The organism is Ruegeria sp. K7 (assembly GCF_056531785.1).
In genome coordinates this window covers 15104-35173 of sequence record NZ_JBQFMJ010000001.1, presented here as the reverse complement: position 1 = coordinate 35173, position 20070 = coordinate 15104, and the positions used below count along the sequence as shown (strand labels likewise).

Sequence of the window (20070 nt, the reverse complement as noted above, 5' to 3'; positions counted from 1 at the left end):
GTCCTGTGTGTTTAACCGAAGCAACCAGACCAACAAGACCCCGAAAGGCGCGGGAGTGCTCAAAAACGACACCAAACTCATTTCCGGCTGGGATATACCCCTGGCTTTGGTGCTTCTGACCCGCCTGCCCGTTCCCCGGCTGCCGGATCATGTATTCGCGCGTCAGGCTCAGGCTGCGTGGGCTTTCCCGATTGCAGGGCTGACCGTCGGAATAATTGCCTGTCTGGTGGGATGGATTGCCATCTCCCTGAACGTGCCGGCCCTTGTCTCTGCCGGGTTGCTGGTGGGAGTTCTGATTGCAGCAACCGGCGCAATGCACGAAGACGGGCTGGCAGACACGGCTGACGGGCTTTGGGGCGGGTTCACGCGGGACCGGCGGCTTGAGATCATGAAAGACAGCCATATCGGCACCTATGGTGTTCTGGCACTTTTGTTTTCACAATTGATCCGGGTGTTCGCTGTCGCATCCCTGCTGACGGCCGGAGGGATCAGCGCCATCCTGACCGCATGCGTAATGTCTCGTGCGATGATGCCCGTTTTGATGGCCATCTTACCAAATGCCCGTTCATCCGGACTAAGTCACTCTGTAGGTCGCCCCCGTTCGATGAGTGCAATTGCAGGCCTGATTGTTGCTTGTGCAGTCTCGGTGGCGCTGATCGGTGGCTCTGCCCTTTTCCCGGTACTTTGCGCGGCGCTGATCGTCGGTCTGTTGGCCATCGTCGCAAAGGCAAAAATCGGCGGTCAGACCGGGGATATTCTAGGCGCGGCGCAGCAATTGGCCGAGGTCACGATCCTTGTCGCATTGATTGCGCGGCTCTAGGCGACACCGCCGGTTTCAATCCGCAACACCTCACCGCAATGTTTGCAATGCACGGCATCCGGGTCGTGCCGATAAAGTCCACAGCTTCGGCATTTATGCCTGACCTTCTGGGGCATGAATATCGCCTGCGCCAGCCGCACGAAAAGTGCGACGCCGACCACCATGATGAAAACTGAGAACAGCTTGCCCCACGGTGTCGACAGCGTGATGTCACCAAATCCTGTCGTCGTAAGCGTCGCCATCGTGAAATACAGCGCGTCAATATATGGCGTCTGGCTGGTTTCCGGGATGAAGTAGACCAGAACTGCCGTCGAGGTCACAAACACAAAAACCAGCAGGTTGATCGCAGCAATCACTGCGTCTTCATGCGTTCGAAAAAAGGGGCTGTCGCGTCGCAGATCGCGCAACAGATGATAGGAATGGATCAGACGTAGCGCGCGCAATATTCGAAGGAAGGCCAGGCTGCCGGTGAGGAACGGGTCCAGGATCAATGACAGGATCACGACGATATCGGCCAGCGTGTAGATTTTGCGCAGCAGTCTTTTGCGATCCTTCGAAATCCAGAGCCGCGCCGAAAAATCCATAAGGATGATCAGGCCCACAATCATACTGACCAGAGTGATACCGGGCCCATGACCGCCATGTGCGGTGGCGACAAAGAAGATGATCGTAGCAGCATCAAACAGGATCAAGGTATACCTGAACCGCACCGATATCGGGTCTTTTCCGATATAGAGGAACTTTATCGCTTGCTTTACCTTCACTGCCTATCCCCCTTTGTTCAGGGCAAAATTACCCTCAAACCCACCGGGGACCAAGCAGCAGAATAAAAAAAGGCCGCCCCCGATGAGGGACGGCCCGAAACTCGGTAGCCGATTGAGATCAGGCGGCACGCGACATCAGAACCTCATCGACCTGCTTGGCAGCCGAAATCTCTCCATGCCCGGATACTGCGGCGACTTCGCGGGTCAGACGCTCGAGCGCGGCTTCGTAAAGCTGCCGCTCGGAATAGCTCTGCTCGCGCTGGTCATCGGTACGGTGCAGGTCGCGAACCACTTCGGCGATCGAAATCAGATCGCCCGAGTTGATCTTTTGTTCGTATTCCTGCGCCCGGCGTGACCACATGGCGCGTTTGACCTTGGCTTTGCCCTTAAGCGTCTTCATCGCCTGACTGATCACGTCCGGCGAACTCAGCGAGCGCAGACCGGATTCGGTGACCTTGTTGGTCGGAACCCGCAGGGTCATCTTATCTTTCTCGAATGAGATCACGAACAGCTCGAGCGAAAACCCCGCAACGTCCTGCTCTTCGATCGAGATGATCTGACCCACGCCGTGCGCAGGGTAGACAACGTAATCGTTAGGGCGGAACTCAAGCTTTTTCGATTTTGACATTCACTTTTTTCCTTCGTTGCGGACCGGGGTACAGACAACAAAAACACCACCACAGGGCGCATCTAAGCCCCGTCTGGCGGCGGTTGTGTTGAAAACTCAGAACTCCAAAGCAAGCATACTTACGGAGCGCACCCCAATCCCGATCATCATGTAGGGACGTAGTATACCACAAAAAAGTGGCATCTGAAAGCTTACGCCGGGGAAATTTCGAAAAGCTGCTTGGGAATCAGAAGGATATCCCTCAATCTTTACAGTTTCCCACCAGATTCCAGGACGAATCGTTTAACCGCCCTCACCCGGCGCTTCGGAGAAGTACTTCTCCATCTTGCCTTCTTCCCCATCACGTTCTTCCGCGTCTGGCAGGGGATCTTTCTTGGTCACGATCACCGGCCACTGCTCGGAGTATTTGCGGTTGAACTCGACCCATTCTTCCATACCCGGCTCGGTATCGGGGCGAATGGCGTCGGCGGGGCATTCCGGTTCGCACACGCCGCAGTCGATGCATTCATCTGGGTGGATGACCAGTGTGTTCTCGCCCTCGTAGAAACAGTCCACCGGGCACACTTCGACACAGTCGGTGTATTTGCAGGCGATGCAGTTCTCGGTGACAACATAGGTCATAGCGGCGTTCCCGTTTGCGGTTTGGGCGTCTAGCTAATTCAGTATGGCTTGCTCTTCAAGTGAGGATCAGCATTCCGGAGGTCGAGAAAGATCAAGTGCGCGCCGATCTTTCTTGGTTGGACGACCTTTTCCTTCAAAACCCGGATTACGCGGTGGTGCGTTCTGCTTTTCGGTCAGGTCCGAGTACAGCGTTTGCGCCTCGGGTGCCGGTCCCCGCCGTTCGCCCAGTTTTTCAACACGAACGACACGCACGATACGCCCCTGAGTGAACGTCAGAGCGTCGCCGGGGCCGACCGAATGCGCCGGTTTCACCACACGGTTTCCGTTTACCCGCACGTGTCCGCCGCTGACCTGTTTGGCGGCCAGGCTGCGGGTCTTGAAGAACCGCGCCTGCCACAGCCATTTGTCAATCCGCAGCCGGGCCTCGGCCATCTCGGGTCAGTTGCCGTCCTTCAAACCCATCAGCGCAGCTGCAAACGGGTTGTCAGGATCAATCGCCTTTTCCTTTTTCGGAGGACGGGAGGAGAAAGTCTTGGAGCCTTGCGGCTTGCCGCCTTTCTTTCCGTGTGGTTTTCCACGGCCTTCCTGCGGTTTGCCACGCGGCTTGCCCTTGCCCTGCCCCTGCTCGCGGCGCGGGCCACGGTTCGGCTGCCGCTGACGACCCCAGGTGAAGGTGTAGAATACTTCGACCTCCGGCTCATCCGAAGCCGGTGCCTCGGCTGCCGCCTCGGTGCTTGTCGCGGCCTCGGCTGGCGCCTCGGCGGGTGCTGCGACATCTTCGGTTGCCTCTTGGGATGCGGACACTTCTTCGGCGACACGTTGCTCGGCTGTATCTGTCGAAGGCAGTTCTGCTTCGACAGCCGCCGGTTTGACCTTTTCACGTTCGCCACGCTCGGCCTTGTAGCCCAGCCCCTGCATCAGGTCAGCGAACTGTTCAAGCGTCATACCGGTAATCGAGAGCATGTCGGGTTTGGCTTCGAACCCGCCGCGGCTGTCTTCTGCACGCAGCATGTCGGCCAGACGCTCCAGCATGTCGATACGGATCGAACGCTCGCCGGCATCCCTGTATCCGCACATCGTGTCGTACCCCTCGGGCGCGCCCTTGGCGACAGGCACGGTGACCAGACCCGGAGGGGGCGCTTCGGGAAACTCCTGCAATCCGCTGGACAGGGCCCACAACACCAGTCGCAGACGCGTCGGTGCGGGTTTCAGCAGAAGCGGCATGAAGATTGTGAACTGGCCAAACCGAATGCCGTGCTTGCGCAGCGCGCCACGGGCGTCCTGATCCAGATCCTTAACCTCTTGCGCGACGCCGGCACGGGGCAGCACACCCAAGGCTTCGACCATTCGGAAGGCAAACCCCTTGGCCAGGCCTGACAGCTCTTCGTCGCGCGACAGGTTCAGCAGCGGTTCAAACAGCGCCGCGACCTTGCGGTCGATGAAGTGCTGCAAACGACGTTGAACCTTCTGCTCCACATCCGGTCCCGCAGCCTCATCCACAAAAACCTCGACGACCGGCTTGAGAGGCTCCGCCCCGGCAACCAGTTTGCCAACGGCGTATTCGCCCCACATCAGGCCGCCCTGATCTGTGTAATCAATTTCAGTATCGGGCGCGTTGTAGAAGCGGTCGGCACGCAGATGGAATTGCGGCGCGAGAGCTTGCAGGGACGCCGATTTCAGAGCTTTCGCCTCGGTTCCTTGCGCGCTTTTGTCCGGGATAAACCGGAACCCTTCCAGACGACCGACGAATTCGCCTTCGACGGTCACTTCACCCTTGTCATTTACTTCGGCCAAAAGGGCCTCCTTCTGTTTGAGCCGGCGCAACAAAACGGATGTGCGCCGGTCCACAAATCTTTGAGTCAAACGTTCGTGAAGAGCGTCCGACAGCCTGTCTTCTACAGTGCGCGTTTCCTCGCGCCAATGGGATTCGTCACGTACCCAACCGTTTCGTTGCGCAACATATGTCCATGTGCGAATATATGCCAACCTTTTGGACAGCGCATCAATATCTCCGTCGGTTCGGTCGATCCGGCGGATTTGCCGCGCCAGAAAGTCATCCGGGATCGTTCCACGCTCGTGCAGGTAGTTGTAGATCACCTCCAACAGACTTGCGTGCTCGGCATGACTGATGCCACGAAAGTCTGGAATTCGGCAGACATCCCACAGCAAACGGATCGACGGACCGTCGCTGGCGCGCGCCGAGACCTCGGTCACTTGCGAGAGAGATTTCAGCACGTTCAGATCATCGGCTGGCCGGGCCTTGATAAGGTGTTCGTCGTTTGGGCTGACCTCAAGCGAGTGGATCAGCGCCTCGATCGAGCCGAACCGCAAGGCGGCGTTCCGCCAGTTCAGCTTTTTCATCGGCGTGAAACGGCTGTCCATGATCGCCTGCGCCACACCATCACCTAAAGGCGGGGCCTCACCCGTTACGCCGAACGTGCCGTCGGACATGCCGCGCCCTGCCCGGCCAGCGATCTGGGCCAGTTCGTTGGGCGCCAGAGGTCTCATCCTGCGACCGTCGAACTTGGTCAGGGACGAAAACGCCACATGATTCACATCCAGGTTCAAACCCATTCCGATGGCATCAGTGGCGACCAGGTAGTCAACCTCGCCATTCTGGTATAGCTCGACCTGCGCGTTGCGTGTACGCGGGCTGAGCGCCCCCATAACAACCGCCGCACCACCCTTTTGACGGCGCAGAAGTTCGGCGATCGCATAGACGCTGTCGACCGAGAACCCGACGATGGCACTGCGCGGAGACATTCGGCTGATCTTTTTCGAGCCGGAGTAGACAAGCTGCGACATCCGCTCGCGGCGGGTGAACTGTGCTTCGGGCACCAGCGCAGCGATGGGACCCCGCATCGTATCTGACCCTAGAAACAGCGTCTCACTGGTCCCGCGCGCGCGCAGCAGGCGGTCCGTGAAAACATGGCCACGCTCGGGATCGGCGCAGAGCTGGATCTCATCAATGGCCACAAAATCCGCGCCCATGCCTTCGGGCATCGCCTCGACCGTGCAGACCCAATATTGCGCACGCGGTGGCACGATCCGTTCCTCGCCCGTGACAAGGGCCACGACGGAGGGTCCACGGACGGCTACGATCTTGTCATAGACCTCGCGTGCCAGCAGACGCAACGGCAGGCCGATCACACCGGTCCTGTGTCCCAGCATCCGCTCGATCGCGTAATGGGTTTTACCTGTGTTTGTCGGGCCAAGAACGGCCACGATTCGGGATGACCCGTTCACCTTTGCCCCCTGCCCCGGACCTTACAGCGCCTTGCCTTCGATCTGAGGCTTTAGACGATTCACGGCATTGGTTACTTCTTCGTGATGGGGATGTATAGACAAAGCGCGGGAATAGGCCTCGTACGCTTTTTCCGGCTGATCCAGCATCTCGAAGATCAGACCCAAGCCATAGATGGCCTCGTATTGGTTCGGGTTCAAGGATAGGGCATGTTCCAGATCAGCCGCCGCCATGCCAAAGCGTTCGATACCGAAAAACGCCGATGCCCGGGCGTGCCAGCCTTCGGCGAACTGCGGTGCGTGGTCGGTTAAAGCCGTCAGATGTTCAATCGCCGCCTTGACGTCTCCGTCCTCAAGCGCCTCGCGCCCGCGTTCCAGCAACAGATCGGCCGAGGCCGAGCCAGATTGCGACCAGAGCGACTGCAACTGACGGTCAATGCTGATCGCCTGCCGGGGCGTGGACTGTGCCAGTTGCTCCAACAGCACGGATTCGTCCTTGGAGTCGGCTTGCTGGGCCGCACCAATGGTGGAAAACACCATCAGTGTTGCAAGTGCCGCGACGATACCTTTGAGATTGTGGTTTGCAATGCTCATAACATTGTTCAGTGTAGCGTTGCGACCGGGGATGTCCATTCTCGGCGCATAAACAAAATGAGGAAGATCATGAGCGAGATTCTTGAAAAGGCCGCAGCCGCGCTGAATGAAAAACTGGCGGGCGGGGCTTTTGATGCTTCGGCCAAATTCGCCATCGCAGATCTGGGTTCGATCGTTCTGGATGCAGACGGCGCGCGTGTCAGCGACGAAGACACCGACGTGACCCTGAGCGCGGATGCTGATACATTCGAGCAGATCCTCAGCGGTGACCTGAACCCGACCGGCGCGTTCATGTCTGGCAAGCTGAGCGTGGACGGAGACATGGGGATTGCCATGAAACTTGCCTCGGTGCTGGCCTGATGGATTTTTCGCCGGCCCCTTTGTTTGAAGCTGTGGCCGGCGCTCCTGCCGGTGGCAAGGCCCATTGGCTGGAAACTTCGGATGCCAAACGCATCCGTGTCGCGCATTGGGTGCCTGAAGACAGTGCAAATGGTACTGTGCTGATGTTTCCGGGACGCACGGAATACATTGAAAAATACGGAAACGCGGCTGGAGAGTTCACAAAACGGCACTTTGCCTTCCTGGCGATAGACTGGCGCGGTCAGGGACTGGCGGATCGCCTTCTGGACAACCCCCGGATCGGACATGTCGCGAAATTTCCGGATTACCAGAAGGACGTCCGCGCCGTTCTGGACATGGCAAAAGAACTGAACCTGCCAAAGCCCTGGTACGTGATCGGCCATTCAATGGGCGGTGCCATAGCGTTGCGGGCGATTATCGAGCAGAACTGCTTTGCGGCCTGTGCCTTCACCGGGCCAATGTGGGGCATTTACTTTTCCACAATCATGCGGCCGATCAGCTGGATGACGGCCTATTGGGGGCCGAAATTCGGACTGGGCGAGAAAACGCCTCCGACCACGACATTGGACAGCTATGTCACCATTCAGCCCTTCGAAGACAATATGCTGACCCGCGATCCGGATATGTACCGGATGATGCAGGATCAACTGGCTGCGCATCCGGAAATGGCGCTTGGGGCGCCGTCGACAATCTGGCTGCGCGAGGCGCTGACGGAATGTGATTGGCTGATGAAACAGCCTGCGCCGGATGTACCATGCCTGACGTATCTGGGCGGAAACGAACGGATCGTGGATCGTGACGCCATCCGGGCCCGAATGGCCAACTGGCCCAAAGGCAAGCTGATTGAAGTTCCCGAGGGCGAACATGAGGTCATGATGGAATCACCCGAGGTTCGGGGACCGGTCTTTGATCAACTTGCCGCGCATTTCAGGGCCAGCCAGCCAAACGCCGCACCTAATGCGGCTTTGCAAAGCTAATAGCCGATCCGTCACTCTGGCCGCTTGTGATCCCTGCCGACCGCGCCTAGATGTTTCCGAAAGCAAAACATCGAGGTGATCCATGCGCGACCTTCCCTTTCCCGTCCGTGACGCAAACGCTGTCGGCGGGGCTGACAATCTGGGCAATTTGCCGGAATGGGATCTGAGTGATCTGTACAAAGCGGAAGACGCACCCGAGATTGGCCGTGATCTTGAGTGGCTGGAGAAAGAATGCGCCTCCTTTGCCTCGGACTACGAAGGCAAACTGGCTGATCTGGACGCGGATGAGCTGCTGCAATGCGTGCATCGAAACGAAAAGATCAATGCAATTGCCGGCCGCATCATGTCCTTTGCCGGCCTGCGCTACTATCAGCTGACCACGGATGCCGAGCGAGCCAAGTTCCTGTCGGACATGCAGGAAAAGATAACAATCTTTACGACACCGCTGGTATTCTTCACGCTGGAAATCAACCGCATCGATGACACCGTGCTGCGTGCCCATTTTGATGAAAACCCGGATCTGGGGCGTTACGAGCCGGTTTTCCGCCGTATTCGCGCGATGAAGCCCTATCAGCTGTCCGACGAGCTGGAAAAATTCCTGCACGATCTGGGCGTTGTCGGAGATGCATGGGAGCGCTTGTTTGACGAGACGATTGCCGGCCTCACATTCACCGTGGATGGCGAAGAGCTGAATATCGAAGGCACCCTGAACCTGCTGACCGAACAGGACCGCAGCAAACGCGAGGCTGCGGCACGGGAATTGGCTTCGGTGTTTCAGGAGAATGTCAAAACCTTCGCCCGGGTTCACAACACGCAGGCCAAGGAAAAGGAAATCGTCGACCGCTGGCGCAAAATGCCCACCGCGCAAACCGGGCGTCATTTGTCGAACGATGTCGAGCCTGAGGTTGTCGATGCCCTTCGCGAAGCGGTGGTCGCCGCCTATCCCAAGCTGAGCCACCGCTACTACGAACTGAAACGCAAGTGGCTGGGCCTGGACGTAATGCAGGTTTGGGACCGCAACGCACCCCTGCCGATGGAGGACACGCGCATCGTTAACTGGGCCGAAGCCGAAAAAACGGTGATGGACGCTTACAACGCGTTTGACCCACGCATGGGTGAGATTGCAGCACCGTTCTTCTCAAAAGGCTGGATCGATGCCGCCGTGAAACCGGGCAAAGCCCCCGGCGCCTTTGCCCACCCAACAGTCACCGAGGTGCATCCTTACGTAATGCTCAACTATCTGGGCAAACCGCGCGACGTGATGACACTGGCGCATGAACTGGGCCATGGCGTACATCAGGTGCTGGCCGCAGGTCAGGGCGAAATGCTATCGTCAACGCCTCTGACCCTGGCCGAGACCGCTTCGGTGTTCGGCGAGATGCTGACCTTCCGCAAGATGCTGGATCAGGCCGAAACGCCAGAACAGCGCAAGGTGCTGCTGGCCGGTAAGGTCGAAGACATGATCAACACTGTCGTCCGCCAGATCGCCTTCTACGACTTTGAGTGCAAACTGCATGCCGCCCGCCGCGAGGGCGAACTGACACCGGACGACATCAACGCCCTTTGGATGAGCGTTCAGGCCGAAAGCCTTGGGCCCGCGTTCGAATTCATGGAGGGGTACGAGACCTTCTGGGCCTATATCCCACACTTCGTCCACTCACCGTTCTACGTCTATGCATATGCGTTCGGCGACGGTTTGGTGAACGCTCTTTATTCCGTTTACGCCAGCGGCTCGGAAGGGTTCGAGGACAAGTATTTCGAAATGCTGCGTGCCGGCGGATCGAAGCACCACAAGGAACTGCTTGCACCGTTTGGCCTTGATGCCAGCGATCCGAAGTTCTGGGACAAGGGCCTGTCCATGATCTCTGGCTTCATTGACGAACTTGAGGCGATGGAGGGGTGAGCACCCAATCCACAGGGCGTTGGGCCGCATTGAAGTCGCGCCTGCGCCCTGCCATGAACCGAATTCGCCGAACCGTGCCACGGGGCTGGCGGATCATCGTGGGCATCCTGCTGATACTCGGCGGTGTTCTTGGGTTTCTTCCCATTCTAGGCTTCTGGATGATCCCGTTGGGCATCATGGTGGCGGCAATGGACATCAACCTGTATCGGCGATGGAGGCGCAAATCTCGCTAGGTTTCCCTAGTCTTTCTCATTTGATTTGGTCGTGAGGAATATGGCCAGGACGATCAGCGCAGCGCCTATTGCAGCCAGCGGCGTGATGGCCGCCCCCAGAAACAGTGCTGAGTTGATGAAGGTGAACACCACAGAAGCGGCGAACATCAAAGTGGCCGTGAGGGTCGAAACCCGCGCTGCCGCTTCGTACCAAAGGTAGTAAGCCAACGCCGTTGGCAACACACCAAGAAGTACCAGAAAAACAACATCGTTTGCTGTCGGCATCTGAATTCCGAACAGGGAAAGCGGCAACAGAATAACGCCTGAACAGATGAATATCCCAAACAGGAAATTCAAACGTTCGGGCGTGGATTCAGAGGCTCTCATAGCCCGGCTGCTGGAAATCAGGAACACGGCCCAGCTTAGGCCAGCACCGATTTCCATCACATCGCCAAGCAGAGGCTCTCCACCACCTTCGAAATCCTGGTAGACCGTCAGAAAAACACCAAAGATCGCCAATACCGTCGCGAGAACTTCGGTCCGGCCAACCGGTGTGTCCGCGAAAAAGTAGAGAAACACCAGAACGAAGAAGGGCGCTGTGTTTTCCAGCACCATCGCGTTGGCCGCGCCGGTATGCTCCAGTCCGATGTGGAAAAGAATGTAGTTCACCACCGTCGACAATACAGCCAGACGGAAATTCCAATCCCCAAACCGGATCGAAACTGACGCCCCCATCGCTCGCAACATGCAGTAGATTGCGAGTGCGGCGATGAACAACCGCGTCGTGGCGATCTGCATTCCCCCAAGATCGCTGGTCAGATAGCGAACGATAACGCTGTGTGTGCCCCACAAGAACGCAGCCAAAAAGCCAAGAAGCAAGCCGTTTTGCAGGAGGGATACGTGCTTGGCAGAGTTGCCTTGCAAGGTGCCGCTCCGCTGGAACCTACTTCAGCTGACTGTCTTTTGACCCGCGCCGATTGATGCCGCTGCGGGCTTTGAACGCCCCGTCACGTTCCTGCTGACAGTCCAGACACAGTTTCACCCCCGGGATCGCATTGCGCCGTTTCTCGGGAATTGGCTCTTCGCATTCAGCACAATGGGTCAGGCTTTCTCCCAAAGGGCGTTTTTGCGCCTGCATCCGTGCAAGCTCATCGGATATTGACGCCTCAATCTGTTCACTTACCGCGCCATCGCGCGCCCAACCACCAGCCATAGGGCACCTCCTGAATGGGTACCCGACAGGCTAACCGAGGCTCGCCATGGTAGGCAAGTGGGTGGATCAGAGCGGTACGGCTTGACTGAAAACCTGATCGATCATTTCTTGCGTTCCCCGCGAGAACTCAAGCGGGCATGGGTAGTCAGCCCCTTCCCGAACAGACCGGCAGAACGCTTCGACCTGGAGTTTGTAGTGATCATCCGCCGGGAAACGCGTGACCTGCACTTCCAGCCCCGGGCGATGCAATTCGACACGGGCCTCGCCAAAGACCCGGGCGTTGAATGGCGCTGTCAGCCGGATCACGCCGCCTTCGCCATGAAATACCATCTCCTGATGCGGGTGCATGCGGATCGAAACATAGCTGGAATATGTAAAGTCAGGGAATTGCGCCCGGATTTCCGTAAACGTGTCGATACCGTCCTGCCAGCGAATTGCCGATTGTACCGAGACAGGCTCTTGCCCCGTCGCAAAACGTGCGCCGCCGATAACGTAGACGCCAATGTCCCGCAATCCACCACCCCCCGTTTCCGCGCGATTACGGATGTTCGTCGTGTCCGCCCGGTTGTCGAAGCTGAAGGCCCCGGTCACATGTGCCAGCTTTCCGATCGCCCCGTCGGCAATCAACCTTTTCGTGAACTGCCACTGAGGGTGGTGCACGATCATATAAGCTTCGGCTGCTAACAAACCGGTCTGATTCCGTTTTCCGATCAGGGCGTCGAATTCTTCGCCCTTCATGGTCATCGGCTTTTCGCACAACACATGTTTTCCGGCATCAAGGGCTTTCAGGCTCCATTCGACATGCAGGTGATTGGGCAGCGGGATGTATACCGCGTCAATCTCAGGATCCGAGAGAAGCGCATCGTAGCTGTCATAGACCGCCAGATCCGGGCAGAACTGCTGAAACGGCTCAGCTTTGGTAGGGTCTGAGGTTGCCAGCCCCGACAGTCTTGCCCCGTCTGCGGCATGAATGGCAGGTGCCATAAACTGCCGTGCGAATTTGGCGGCACCCAGAATGCCCCATTGAACCGGCTTTTGCATCGTGAACTCCGAATACTGTCCTGCTGAAATGTTGCAGCCTCGTCGCAAGGCTGGGTTCAGCCTGTGGCGGTGTACCTTTAGCAGTGAATCACACCCAAGTCAGGCAAATCCAGCCATTTTCTAAGCTGTAGAATTCGAAACCGGGGCCTGCAGCGCGGGCACGAAAAAACCGGCCGGAAAATTCCGGCCGGTCCGCTAAGGCTGTCCGGTCAGCTGTGGCTGTTTCCAAGCATGCCCTTTTCACGGGCCAGCTCGCGCATCTTTTTCTGCAGCTTCTCAAACGCCCGGACTTCGATCTGGCGAATGCGTTCGCGGCTGACATTGTACTGCGTGCTCAACTCTTCCAGAGTCACGGCCTGATCCATCAGGCGCCGCTGGGTCAGGATGTCCTTCTCACGATCATTCAGCACGTCCAGCGCAGCGCTCAGCAACTCGCGGCGCGCTTCCAACTCGTCGCGGGCTTCGTAGTCACCGGCCTGGTCGGCATCTTCATCCTCAAGCCAGTCCTGCCACTGCATGGTACCTTCGCCTTCGGACCCAACGGTCGCATTCAGCGAGGCATCCCCACCGGACATGCGGCGGTTCATGCTGATGACTTCCTCCTCGGTCACCCCCAGATCGTTGGCGATCTGCGCAACATTTTCAGGACGCAGGTCGCCATCTTCCAGCGCACCAATGCGGGCCTTCGCCTTGCGCAGGTTGAAAAACAGCTTTTTCTGCGCCGAGGTGGTGCCCAGTTTCACCAGCGACCAGGACCGCAGGATATATTCCTGGATCGAGGCGCGGATCCACCACATCGCATAGGTCGCCAGACGGAATCCTTTTTCCGGATCAAAGCGTTTCACGGCCTGCATAAGGCCCACATTCGCCTCGGAAATCACCTCGGCCTGCGGCAGGCCATAGCCGCGATAGCCCATGGCGATCTTGGCCGCCAGACGCAGATGCGATGTCACCATCTTGTGCGCCGACTCGGTATCCTGTTCTTCCACCCAGCGCTTGGCCAGCATGTATTCTTCTTCCGGCTCAAGCAGGGGAAACTTGCGAATTTCCTGCATATAGCGGTTCAGGCCGCCCTCGGGCGTCGGCGCGGGGAGATTTGCGTAATTTGCCATGTTTCATGTCCCTCCGACAAATGTTTAAGTATTTAACATAGGATATGGGTAAGGAACCCTGCCCATTCAAGAGGTGCTGCTAACAGTTTGAGATTAAACTTTGATAAAGGAAAGATAAGAAACTCTTACTCACAGGGGTTTGCTTATTGTGTCAGCGGCGCGCGCAGCCGTTCTATCAGGCTTTCCATATCATTCGGCAAGGCCGCTTCGAACCGCAGGTTTTCGCCACTGACCGGGTGTTCAAACCCCAAAACCGCGGCATGCAGTGCCTGACGCGGAAAAGCGCGGACAGCCTCGGCCGTCGCCGGATCAAACGCGCGGGCGGCCAGTTTGCGCTTACCGCCATAGACCGGATCGCCGACCAACCCGTGGCCCGCATGTGCCATATGCACGCGAATCTGATGTGTACGACCGGTTTCCAACCAACACTCGACCAGGGACAGAGACGCGGGCGCGCCAAATGTTTCGACGACCCGGGCGCGCGTGACAGCGTGGCGGCCGCCGTGAAAGTACACGGCCTGCTTTTGCCGGTCCGTCTTGTGCCGGGCCAGTTGCGTGGTCAGGCGCATGACATTGCCCGGTTCGAAACTGACACCTTTGACGCCGCGCAGGCGTGGATCGTTGGCGTCCGGCACTCCGTAACAGATCGCGCGATAATAGCGCTCGACACTGTGCGCTTCGAACTGCGCCGCCAGACCGTGATGCGCCGCATCCGATTTGGCGACGACCAGCAACCCGCTGGTTTCCTTATCGATGCGATGCACAATGCCCGGACGCCTGACACCGCCGACGCCGGACAGATCCGTGCCGCAATGAAACAGAATCGCGTTCACCAACGTGCCGCTGGGCGAACCCGGTGCCGGGTGAACGACCATGCCCGCAGGTTTGTTGATCACGACCAGATCCGCGTCTTCGTAAATGATGTTCAGCGGGATGTCTTCGGGGCCGATATGACTGTCTTCGGCTTGGGCAACGGTTACAACGATCTGCGCGCCTTCCGTGACTTTTGCCTTGGGATCGGCCACCACGACACCATCGACCTGCACCGCCCCCTCGTCGATCAGACGCCCCAGGCGTGTACGGGACAGGTTTTCTTCCGCTGGCACATCCCGCGCAAGCGCCTTATCAAGACGTGGCGGCGGAGCGGCCGCGATCTGAAACTCAATCTGCCGGGTGCCCATGACTGTCCCTTCTGAACCCCAAGAACCGCAGGAAACGCCCCAGCTTAAGCTGCTGCGGCGCATGGTCATGTTGTTGACCGTGGTGATGATTGGCGGGGTTCTAGTGACATTCGCGCTGATTGTCATCCGGCTATCGGACCGCACCCCCACCCTGCCCGACCAGATCGAACTGCCGGACGGCGCCAAAGCGCAGGCCGTGACCATCGGAAACAACTGGTACGCGGTTGTAACGGATGACAACCGGATATTGATATTCGACAAGACAACCGGGCGGCAGAGGCAGGAAATCGTTGTCGAATAGGCGCGATCACTCTTCAAGCGCCATTCGGAAAACAATCTCTGACGCCAACCGCAGTGCTTCATATTCTTCGGACGAGTCGCGGCGGAACTGTAAATCGGCGTCACTCAGTTGCACGGGCGGGAACAACTGATCGCGATCCGGGAAAAATTCCTGCTGAAAATCAGTGTCCTGTGCGGCCAGATGTTCGTCCAGCCACAAACGCTCTTTCGGTTCAAGCACGTCATTTCGCCGGATCATTACCGGATCGTCGACAACACGTCGCCGCAATTGTCGGGTTCGCTGGCGCCCGATGGACCGGGCCAGAATCCCGAAAGCCTCGCTTGCCGCGCGGGACTGTGAAGGATTGGACGGCAGATTTGCCGTGCTACCCTTGGGAAGCGTGAAACCAATGCGTGACATGAAATCGTCCACGATATTTCCATTGGCCATTACGGACCGATCATACAAGAAAGGCGCGACCGTCACGCCGGGAAACGCGCTTCGGATTCGGGTCAGCATGGCGCTGTAACTCAGCAGCTCGGGGTTTTCGGCGATCTCGTCTAGACGAGCGCGGATGTATTGCGTTCCGCCAGAGGGCAAGCGACCATTCTTTGCCCGCTGCTTATAGTCCGCCTCCCAAAAGTCGGAATACCGCCGACAGTAGAAGGTAATGCGCATCTGCCGGGCCGGAATATCGGAAAAAATCTGCGCCAGCCGGTCCAGATCCACCGAGTACAACATCTCGGACGAGACCAGGCAGGTTTTATCCTTGTGCGCCTCGTATTCCAGAGCCATGGCTTCGCGGAACCCGTCTGTCGGCTGCTGCGTCTGGTTTATGTGGAAGGCGATGATATTGTGGCTGATCGTCAGCCGGCTGTTTTCGTGGCGCCGGCGACCGGTTTCCATGTATCGCAGCCCGGCCGTGTCCAGCAATCCGCCGTTCGTGCGAACAAAACCCTGCAAGGCGGTTGTGCCGGTCTTGGGCATCCCGATATGAAGCCAAAGCATCAGGCGCCTCCGCAAACCTGAAAAAGAACCGTCATTCCACCTTCCCGGCTACGGCACCGTCAGTCATCTGCTGCATCAGATCCTGCATCTCGGGGACTTCCCGCAGCTGCGCGATTTGCTGACGGTGAAGATCACAGGTCAGGTGATGCAGTCGGGCGGTTTCAGGGTCAGAAAGCATGTCGTAATAGAATTCGCGTTTGCGGTCAGCAACGACGTCGATCGCGCTGTCCGTCTCGGCATTCTGGTTCATCATGTTCCAGTATTCCATCCCCAGGCTTTCGCCCAGATGATGAGCGCGACCGCGCATCTTCTTGACCAGATAGCTTTCGCAGGACTTCAGCGCGTAATGGTTGACCTGAACGAACTCGTACCCGACGGAATCGCGGGCGGACCGCCAGCTTCTTTCGTAATAACGGTCGGGCATCAACTGACCCGATCCGTTGTACCAGTGGCATTCCGCCATGGTTTCGACTGTCGGACGCTTCGGCCGGTGAACCCCCAACCCGTCCCAGAGTTCGCGCTGAAACATGGTCTTGAATCCCCACGCCTGAAACGGCCGGATGGTCATTTCGCGCGCGGCCTGTCTGAACTGATCCGACAGGAACCGATCCTCGTAGCGCACAACACCCGCATTTCCGAACAACCGCCATGTCATCGAAATCGTGCGGGCGTCCGGAATAGCCTCGGTCAGGGCGCGCAGTGTGTGATCTCCGGTCTTGACCACGATCTGTTCATCCGCGTCGATCACGGCAACCCAGTCTTGCGGGCGGGCAACTTCCATTTTCAGAAACGTGTTATAAGCCCGTTTCTGCGGGCTGGTCTTCCGACGTGAATTGTTGTCGACATGGGTCAGAATACCACGCTCGTCCAACCTTTGCAGCAAAGCGTCCGTCCCGTCGGTACAGTCATTGGTCATAACCACCTGATGATCGACACCAATGGCCCGGTTATGCGCCACCCATTCCAGAACAAACGGCCCTTCGTTCTTCATCGGGGTCACGCTGACAAAGCGTGGGTCCTGTTCATTCATGACTGACTGCCCTTTGTTGGTTTTATTGTCCCGGTTTCGGCGGATACATCACCTGTTAGTCCTACACGAGTTTTCACATATTTGAACCTGCCTTCAAGCCGCCCAAACGCTGTCATCCTCCCGTCCGGTCAGGTTTCTGTTCGTTTCAGTTGATTGGCGAACCGCTTGTATGGCGGACAGAGGTCCCTTGCCTTGCGCAGATATCCGGCGGCTTTTTTCTTGTCCCCCCGCCTCAGCAACAACTGACCGGCCGCCCCCTGAATCGCTGCTGTATTGTCATCCAGATCTGCCGCCTCGAGGATCTGGTTTTGCCCCTGCTCGGACGCGCCGATTCGTTCCAGCAAGCCGCCCATGGCAAACACCAGAAATGGATTTCCCGGATCATTTCCAACAGCCTCAGCCATCTTGAGCCGCGCCTGAGAATTCTCGCCGTCCGCCTCGTACAGCTCGGCCAAACGTTTGAGATACAGCGTGTTTTCAGGGCGAAGGCTTGATACGTTCCGGGAAACATCTATTGCTTTTTCCAACGGCAGATCATCCAGCCGGTACCGAAGGATTGTAGAAAAGCTCTGGTACTCCGGGCTATCCAGCGGCACCTGCATCTTCTCCGACAGGTTTTGCATGTTGCCCAGCCAATCCTGCAACATAACCAACCTGTCCCTGCTCGAATTCAGCCGGCGCGCCTTTTGGTCGAGTGCGAGATCGCTCCAGTCCAGCAAGATCACATCAAAGTTGCAGGGAAGGCGTGATAATACCCGACGCTGAGCGACATGGGCATTGAAGTTGAACCAGGATCTGCGGATCGCTTTTTGAATGGTCCAGTCCACAGGCGGCATCGCCCGATAAGAAACCTGATCCCGAAACACCAGTCGCGAACCAAATATGATGACGTCGGGCCTCAACGGTTTTGCCCAGAAGGCCCGAGTGAAAGCCTGTGCTGCAAGCCACCGCTTTTTCTGACTGCCCAGAATTGCGGCCTGCAATGCGCAGGCAACGGCGTGATCCTCGGGCCAGATATGGGGGTTTGCCAAGGCTTGTTCTGTCAGCTTCAACGCCTCTTTCCAGCGGCGCAGGTAAAAGCAGTTCAGTGCATTCAACAAAGGCAGGAACGCGTTGTCCGCCCCGGCTTCAAGCAAAGACTCCGCAAACTGGCGTGACTCTTCTGCCCGGTCTTCAGCCTGGAGCGAGAACAAGTGAAAGGTCGCCTTGGCGTAGATATGTGCAGCCTCTGACGCGTTGATAAATCCGTTCGCCCCCTTGCGCAGCCGATCCACTGTCTTTTCGTTGGCCTCACTTATTTCCTGCGGGGACAAAACATCGCGAAACATCTTGTTCTCTTGCCCGGAAAGCCTGGCCGCCGCCATCGAAAATGCCGATACGGGGGGGGCAATCACTTGGTCCGCCCGGGACATTGCATAAAGCTCCAGAAAGTCCCGCTTGGCCCGGGTCTTCTCTGAAAGATCTGCGATGTCCGACATGCGCATCAGTTGCGGATAGCGCTTCTGAAACCTGGTGATCAGCTCCGGCTGATCCGAAAACATGATCGCCGGATTGTCGGCGAACTTGTCCAGATGGGCTTCGTACAGCTCCTCGGTCTCAATCTTCGCGGGCCAGGTTGAGTGTTTCCACGGCAACCCGTTCAGAATGTCGCCCCGGCGGATGTGGTAGGCTGACACCCCCTGCCCCGACAACGCCTGGTCCGCACGGTCCATGATGGTGCGGATTTCGTCGGTGAAGCCGATCCGGTGAATGAACTCTCGATAGCGGGGGCGGATCGTTTCAATGTCTTCCCAGGGGAACGTCAGAATCTGGAACCCCTCCTCGACCAGAACCGCACGCCCGGCATCCAGATGCTTGATCAGCCGGTCCGGTGTCTTGTCGTTCTGAAATTTCCAGATCGGTTGGGCTTTTTGTGACAGCGCCTCGAACGCGTCGGTATCCAGGAAATGGTCCGCCATCCACGCTTGGGAAAACAGTTCTTGTGGATGTTCCAACTCGGGTGCATCCGCGCCTTTCGGGAACCAGTTCACCCGCAAATCAGTATCGAAATCCTCGGCCAGGCGGATACATGTCAACAACATCAACAGGCGCGCGCCCATCCTGTCCTTGCGTTGACCGATAAAGACCCCCCTGCCTGGGGTCATGAGGTTGCCTGGGCAGTGTCAGCAGCCGCTTGCCTGCGAAGGGCACGAAACCTCTGACGTGCTGCGTGTGCCAGTTTCGGATGCCGGTCACGGCTCATCTCTTCCAGTCTGTTCATGTAGACCGGCAAACGCTTGCGCGCCCGGATCATCCGAAAAAAATCTGCGGCCTCAAGCGAGCCGTCCATCGCACCCAGCATGACCGGCTTGAGCAAATCGAGCTTTCGCAGCATCGGGGCCGCGAAATGGTTTGAACACCAGGTCTTCAGCGGGATGACATTTCCCCCCTGCAAGCGCGCCGCCTGCTGCCGGTCAAGATCGAAAAACGGATCAAAAGCCACATAAACCCGTTTGGCGGTTTTGATGGTTTCGGCAGTATCGCTGAGCGGCAGATCCCAGTCCTGAACCCGACCGAACCGGTATCGGGTTTCCCATGGCACCAGCCGTTCGTCCAACGTTGTCTGCGGGTTGAAGGCAATCACCGTCGACCCAGGCACCAAAGCGGAAAACGCCAGTGCGCCGTAGCCCCCCATGGATGCACCGGCAAAAACCACCTGATCGAACTGGGCAAAAAAACCTTCGCGGGCCTTTCCTTCCAGATACGAAATGATTTCCGTGTCGCGATACCAGGCCTTGGTCCGGGCAAACACCCCAAGATGAGACCACCCTTCGTCCCTGAAAAACTTCCAGCCCCATGGTTCGCGCGCAAAGGACAGGTCGTTGGCGTTGGCGATGTTGTCAAAGCTTACAATCAGGCGAGAGGTCGATCGGTGGTGAAACAGAAACGCGTGGCGTTCAAGTTTCTGCAGAAAGCCCCTGCCTTCGCCGCCCGGATACAGTTCCACAAACCATGGCGGTGCGGGGTCGGTCAGGATGCGTTCGTACCCTGTCTTGCGGTCAGGGTGTTCGGGCTTCAGTTGCTCTTTGGACAGGTCGGTCATG

The 20070-nt window shown here is 57.8% G+C and carries 21 protein-coding genes; 6 read left to right on the top strand and 15 right to left on the bottom strand.

Translation table 11 applies throughout. The annotated features are described in order from the left end of the window. Positions 1–55: 55 nt before the first annotated feature. Positions 56–820: an adenosylcobinamide-GDP ribazoletransferase gene (cobS, locus tag ACR0FE_RS00170; RefSeq protein ID WP_480910149.1), complete on the top strand. Its 765-nt coding sequence runs from the start codon at positions 56–58 to the stop codon at positions 818–820. On the opposite strand, the gene ACR0FE_RS00165 is transcribed toward cobS, so the two are convergent. The 6 genes from ACR0FE_RS00165 to ACR0FE_RS00140 form a co-directional block, all read right to left on the bottom strand. Further along, the gene (locus tag ACR0FE_RS00165) at positions 817–1584 is read right to left on the bottom strand and encodes an ion channel (RefSeq protein WP_170619040.1); all 768 of its coding nucleotides are present in this window, start codon (positions 1582–1584) and stop codon (positions 817–819) included. The genes cobS and ACR0FE_RS00165 overlap by 4 nt on opposite strands. Before the next feature lie 118 nt (positions 1585–1702). Then, positions 1703–2212: a CarD family transcriptional regulator gene (locus ACR0FE_RS00160; RefSeq protein WP_170616131.1), complete on the bottom strand. Its 510-nt coding sequence runs from the start codon at positions 2210–2212 to the stop codon at positions 1703–1705. A 282-nt stretch (positions 2213–2494) separates the two neighbouring features. Next, the gene (gene fdxA, locus ACR0FE_RS00155; RefSeq protein WP_170616129.1) at positions 2495–2833 is read right to left on the bottom strand and encodes a ferredoxin FdxA; all 339 of its coding nucleotides are present in this window, start codon (positions 2831–2833) and stop codon (positions 2495–2497) included. Positions 2834–2899: 66 nt separating this feature from the next. After that, positions 2900–3265 carry an RNA-binding S4 domain-containing protein gene (locus ACR0FE_RS00150; RefSeq protein ID WP_480910147.1) on the bottom strand — a complete coding sequence of 122 codons (366 nt, stop codon included), beginning with the start codon at positions 3263–3265 and terminating at the stop codon, positions 2900–2902. 6 nt (positions 3266–3271) lie between these two features. Continuing rightward, complete coding sequence (locus ACR0FE_RS00145; RefSeq protein ID WP_480910145.1) at positions 3272–6079, bottom strand: helicase-related protein; 2808 nt, start codon at positions 6077–6079, stop codon at positions 3272–3274. 21 nt (positions 6080–6100) lie between these two features. Next, positions 6101–6670: a tetratricopeptide repeat protein gene (locus ACR0FE_RS00140; RefSeq protein ID WP_480440189.1), complete on the bottom strand. Its 570-nt coding sequence runs from the start codon at positions 6668–6670 to the stop codon at positions 6101–6103. A 69-nt stretch (positions 6671–6739) separates the two neighbouring features. On the opposite strand from ACR0FE_RS00140, the gene ACR0FE_RS00135 reads away from it, so the two are divergent. From ACR0FE_RS00135 to ACR0FE_RS00120, 4 genes are all read left to right on the top strand, one after another. Further along, on the top strand, positions 6740–7030 hold the full coding sequence (locus ACR0FE_RS00135) for an SCP2 sterol-binding domain-containing protein (protein WP_480910143.1): 291 nt from the start codon (positions 6740–6742) through the stop codon (positions 7028–7030). After that, positions 7030–8007: an alpha/beta fold hydrolase gene (locus ACR0FE_RS00130; RefSeq protein ID WP_480910141.1), complete on the top strand. Its 978-nt coding sequence runs from the start codon at positions 7030–7032 to the stop codon at positions 8005–8007. Before ACR0FE_RS00135 ends, ACR0FE_RS00130 begins: the two co-directional genes overlap by 1 nt. An 82-nt stretch (positions 8008–8089) precedes the next feature. Next, positions 8090–9910, top strand: a complete 1821-nt coding sequence (locus ACR0FE_RS00125) for a M3 family oligoendopeptidase (RefSeq protein ID WP_480910139.1) — start codon at positions 8090–8092, stop codon at positions 9908–9910. Next, positions 9907–10143 (top strand): hypothetical protein, encoded by a 237-nt coding sequence (locus ACR0FE_RS00120; protein WP_480440186.1) that lies wholly within the window; start codon positions 9907–9909, stop codon positions 10141–10143. The genes ACR0FE_RS00125 and ACR0FE_RS00120 overlap by 4 nt, the downstream gene beginning before the upstream one ends. 6 nt (positions 10144–10149) lie before the next feature. Here ACR0FE_RS00120 and ACR0FE_RS00115 read toward each other — a convergent pair whose 3' ends face one another. The 5 genes from ACR0FE_RS00115 to ACR0FE_RS00095 form a co-directional block, all read right to left on the bottom strand. Then, the gene (locus tag ACR0FE_RS00115) at positions 10150–11046 is read right to left on the bottom strand and encodes a DMT family transporter (RefSeq protein WP_480910137.1); all 897 of its coding nucleotides are present in this window, start codon (positions 11044–11046) and stop codon (positions 10150–10152) included. A gap of 19 nt (positions 11047–11065) precedes the next feature. After that, complete coding sequence (locus ACR0FE_RS00110) at positions 11066–11335, bottom strand: DksA/TraR family C4-type zinc finger protein (protein WP_480713582.1); 270 nt, start codon at positions 11333–11335, stop codon at positions 11066–11068. A 66-nt stretch (positions 11336–11401) separates the two neighbouring features. Continuing rightward, positions 11402–12376 carry a Gfo/Idh/MocA family protein gene (locus ACR0FE_RS00105; protein WP_480910135.1) on the bottom strand — a complete coding sequence of 325 codons (975 nt, stop codon included), beginning with the start codon at positions 12374–12376 and terminating at the stop codon, positions 11402–11404. A gap of 209 nt (positions 12377–12585) precedes the next feature. Next, positions 12586–13488, bottom strand: a complete 903-nt coding sequence (gene rpoH, locus ACR0FE_RS00100; RefSeq protein WP_480910133.1) for an RNA polymerase sigma factor RpoH — start codon at positions 13486–13488, stop codon at positions 12586–12588. Between the two features lie 143 nt (positions 13489–13631). After that, the gene (locus ACR0FE_RS00095) at positions 13632–14669 is read right to left on the bottom strand and encodes an RluA family pseudouridine synthase (RefSeq protein ID WP_480910131.1); all 1038 of its coding nucleotides are present in this window, start codon (positions 14667–14669) and stop codon (positions 13632–13634) included. Between ACR0FE_RS00095 and ACR0FE_RS00090 the strand changes: the two genes are divergently transcribed. Further along, positions 14668–14970, top strand: coding sequence for a DUF6476 family protein (locus ACR0FE_RS00090; protein WP_170616105.1), 303 nt, complete (start codon positions 14668–14670; stop codon positions 14968–14970). The genes ACR0FE_RS00095 and ACR0FE_RS00090 overlap by 2 nt on opposite strands. A gap of 6 nt (positions 14971–14976) precedes the next feature. Here the strand turns inward: ACR0FE_RS00090 and ACR0FE_RS00085 are convergent, their stop codons facing one another. From ACR0FE_RS00085 to ACR0FE_RS00070, 4 genes are all read right to left on the bottom strand, one after another. Next, positions 14977–15957: a hypothetical protein gene (locus tag ACR0FE_RS00085; protein WP_480910129.1), complete on the bottom strand. Its 981-nt coding sequence runs from the start codon at positions 15955–15957 to the stop codon at positions 14977–14979. Between the two features lie 31 nt (positions 15958–15988). Beyond that, a complete protein-coding gene (locus ACR0FE_RS00080) occupies positions 15989–16987 on the bottom strand; it encodes a glycosyltransferase family 2 protein (protein ID WP_480910127.1) in 999 nt (332 codons plus the stop codon). Positions 16988–17115: 128 nt separating this feature from the next. Further along, positions 17116–19131, bottom strand: coding sequence for a hypothetical protein (locus ACR0FE_RS00075; RefSeq protein WP_480910126.1), 2016 nt, complete (start codon positions 19129–19131; stop codon positions 17116–17118). Then, positions 19128–20069: a hypothetical protein gene (locus tag ACR0FE_RS00070; protein ID WP_170815668.1), complete on the bottom strand. Its 942-nt coding sequence runs from the start codon at positions 20067–20069 to the stop codon at positions 19128–19130. Before ACR0FE_RS00070 ends, ACR0FE_RS00075 begins: the two co-directional genes overlap by 4 nt. Between the last annotated feature and the right edge of the window lies 1 nt (position 20070).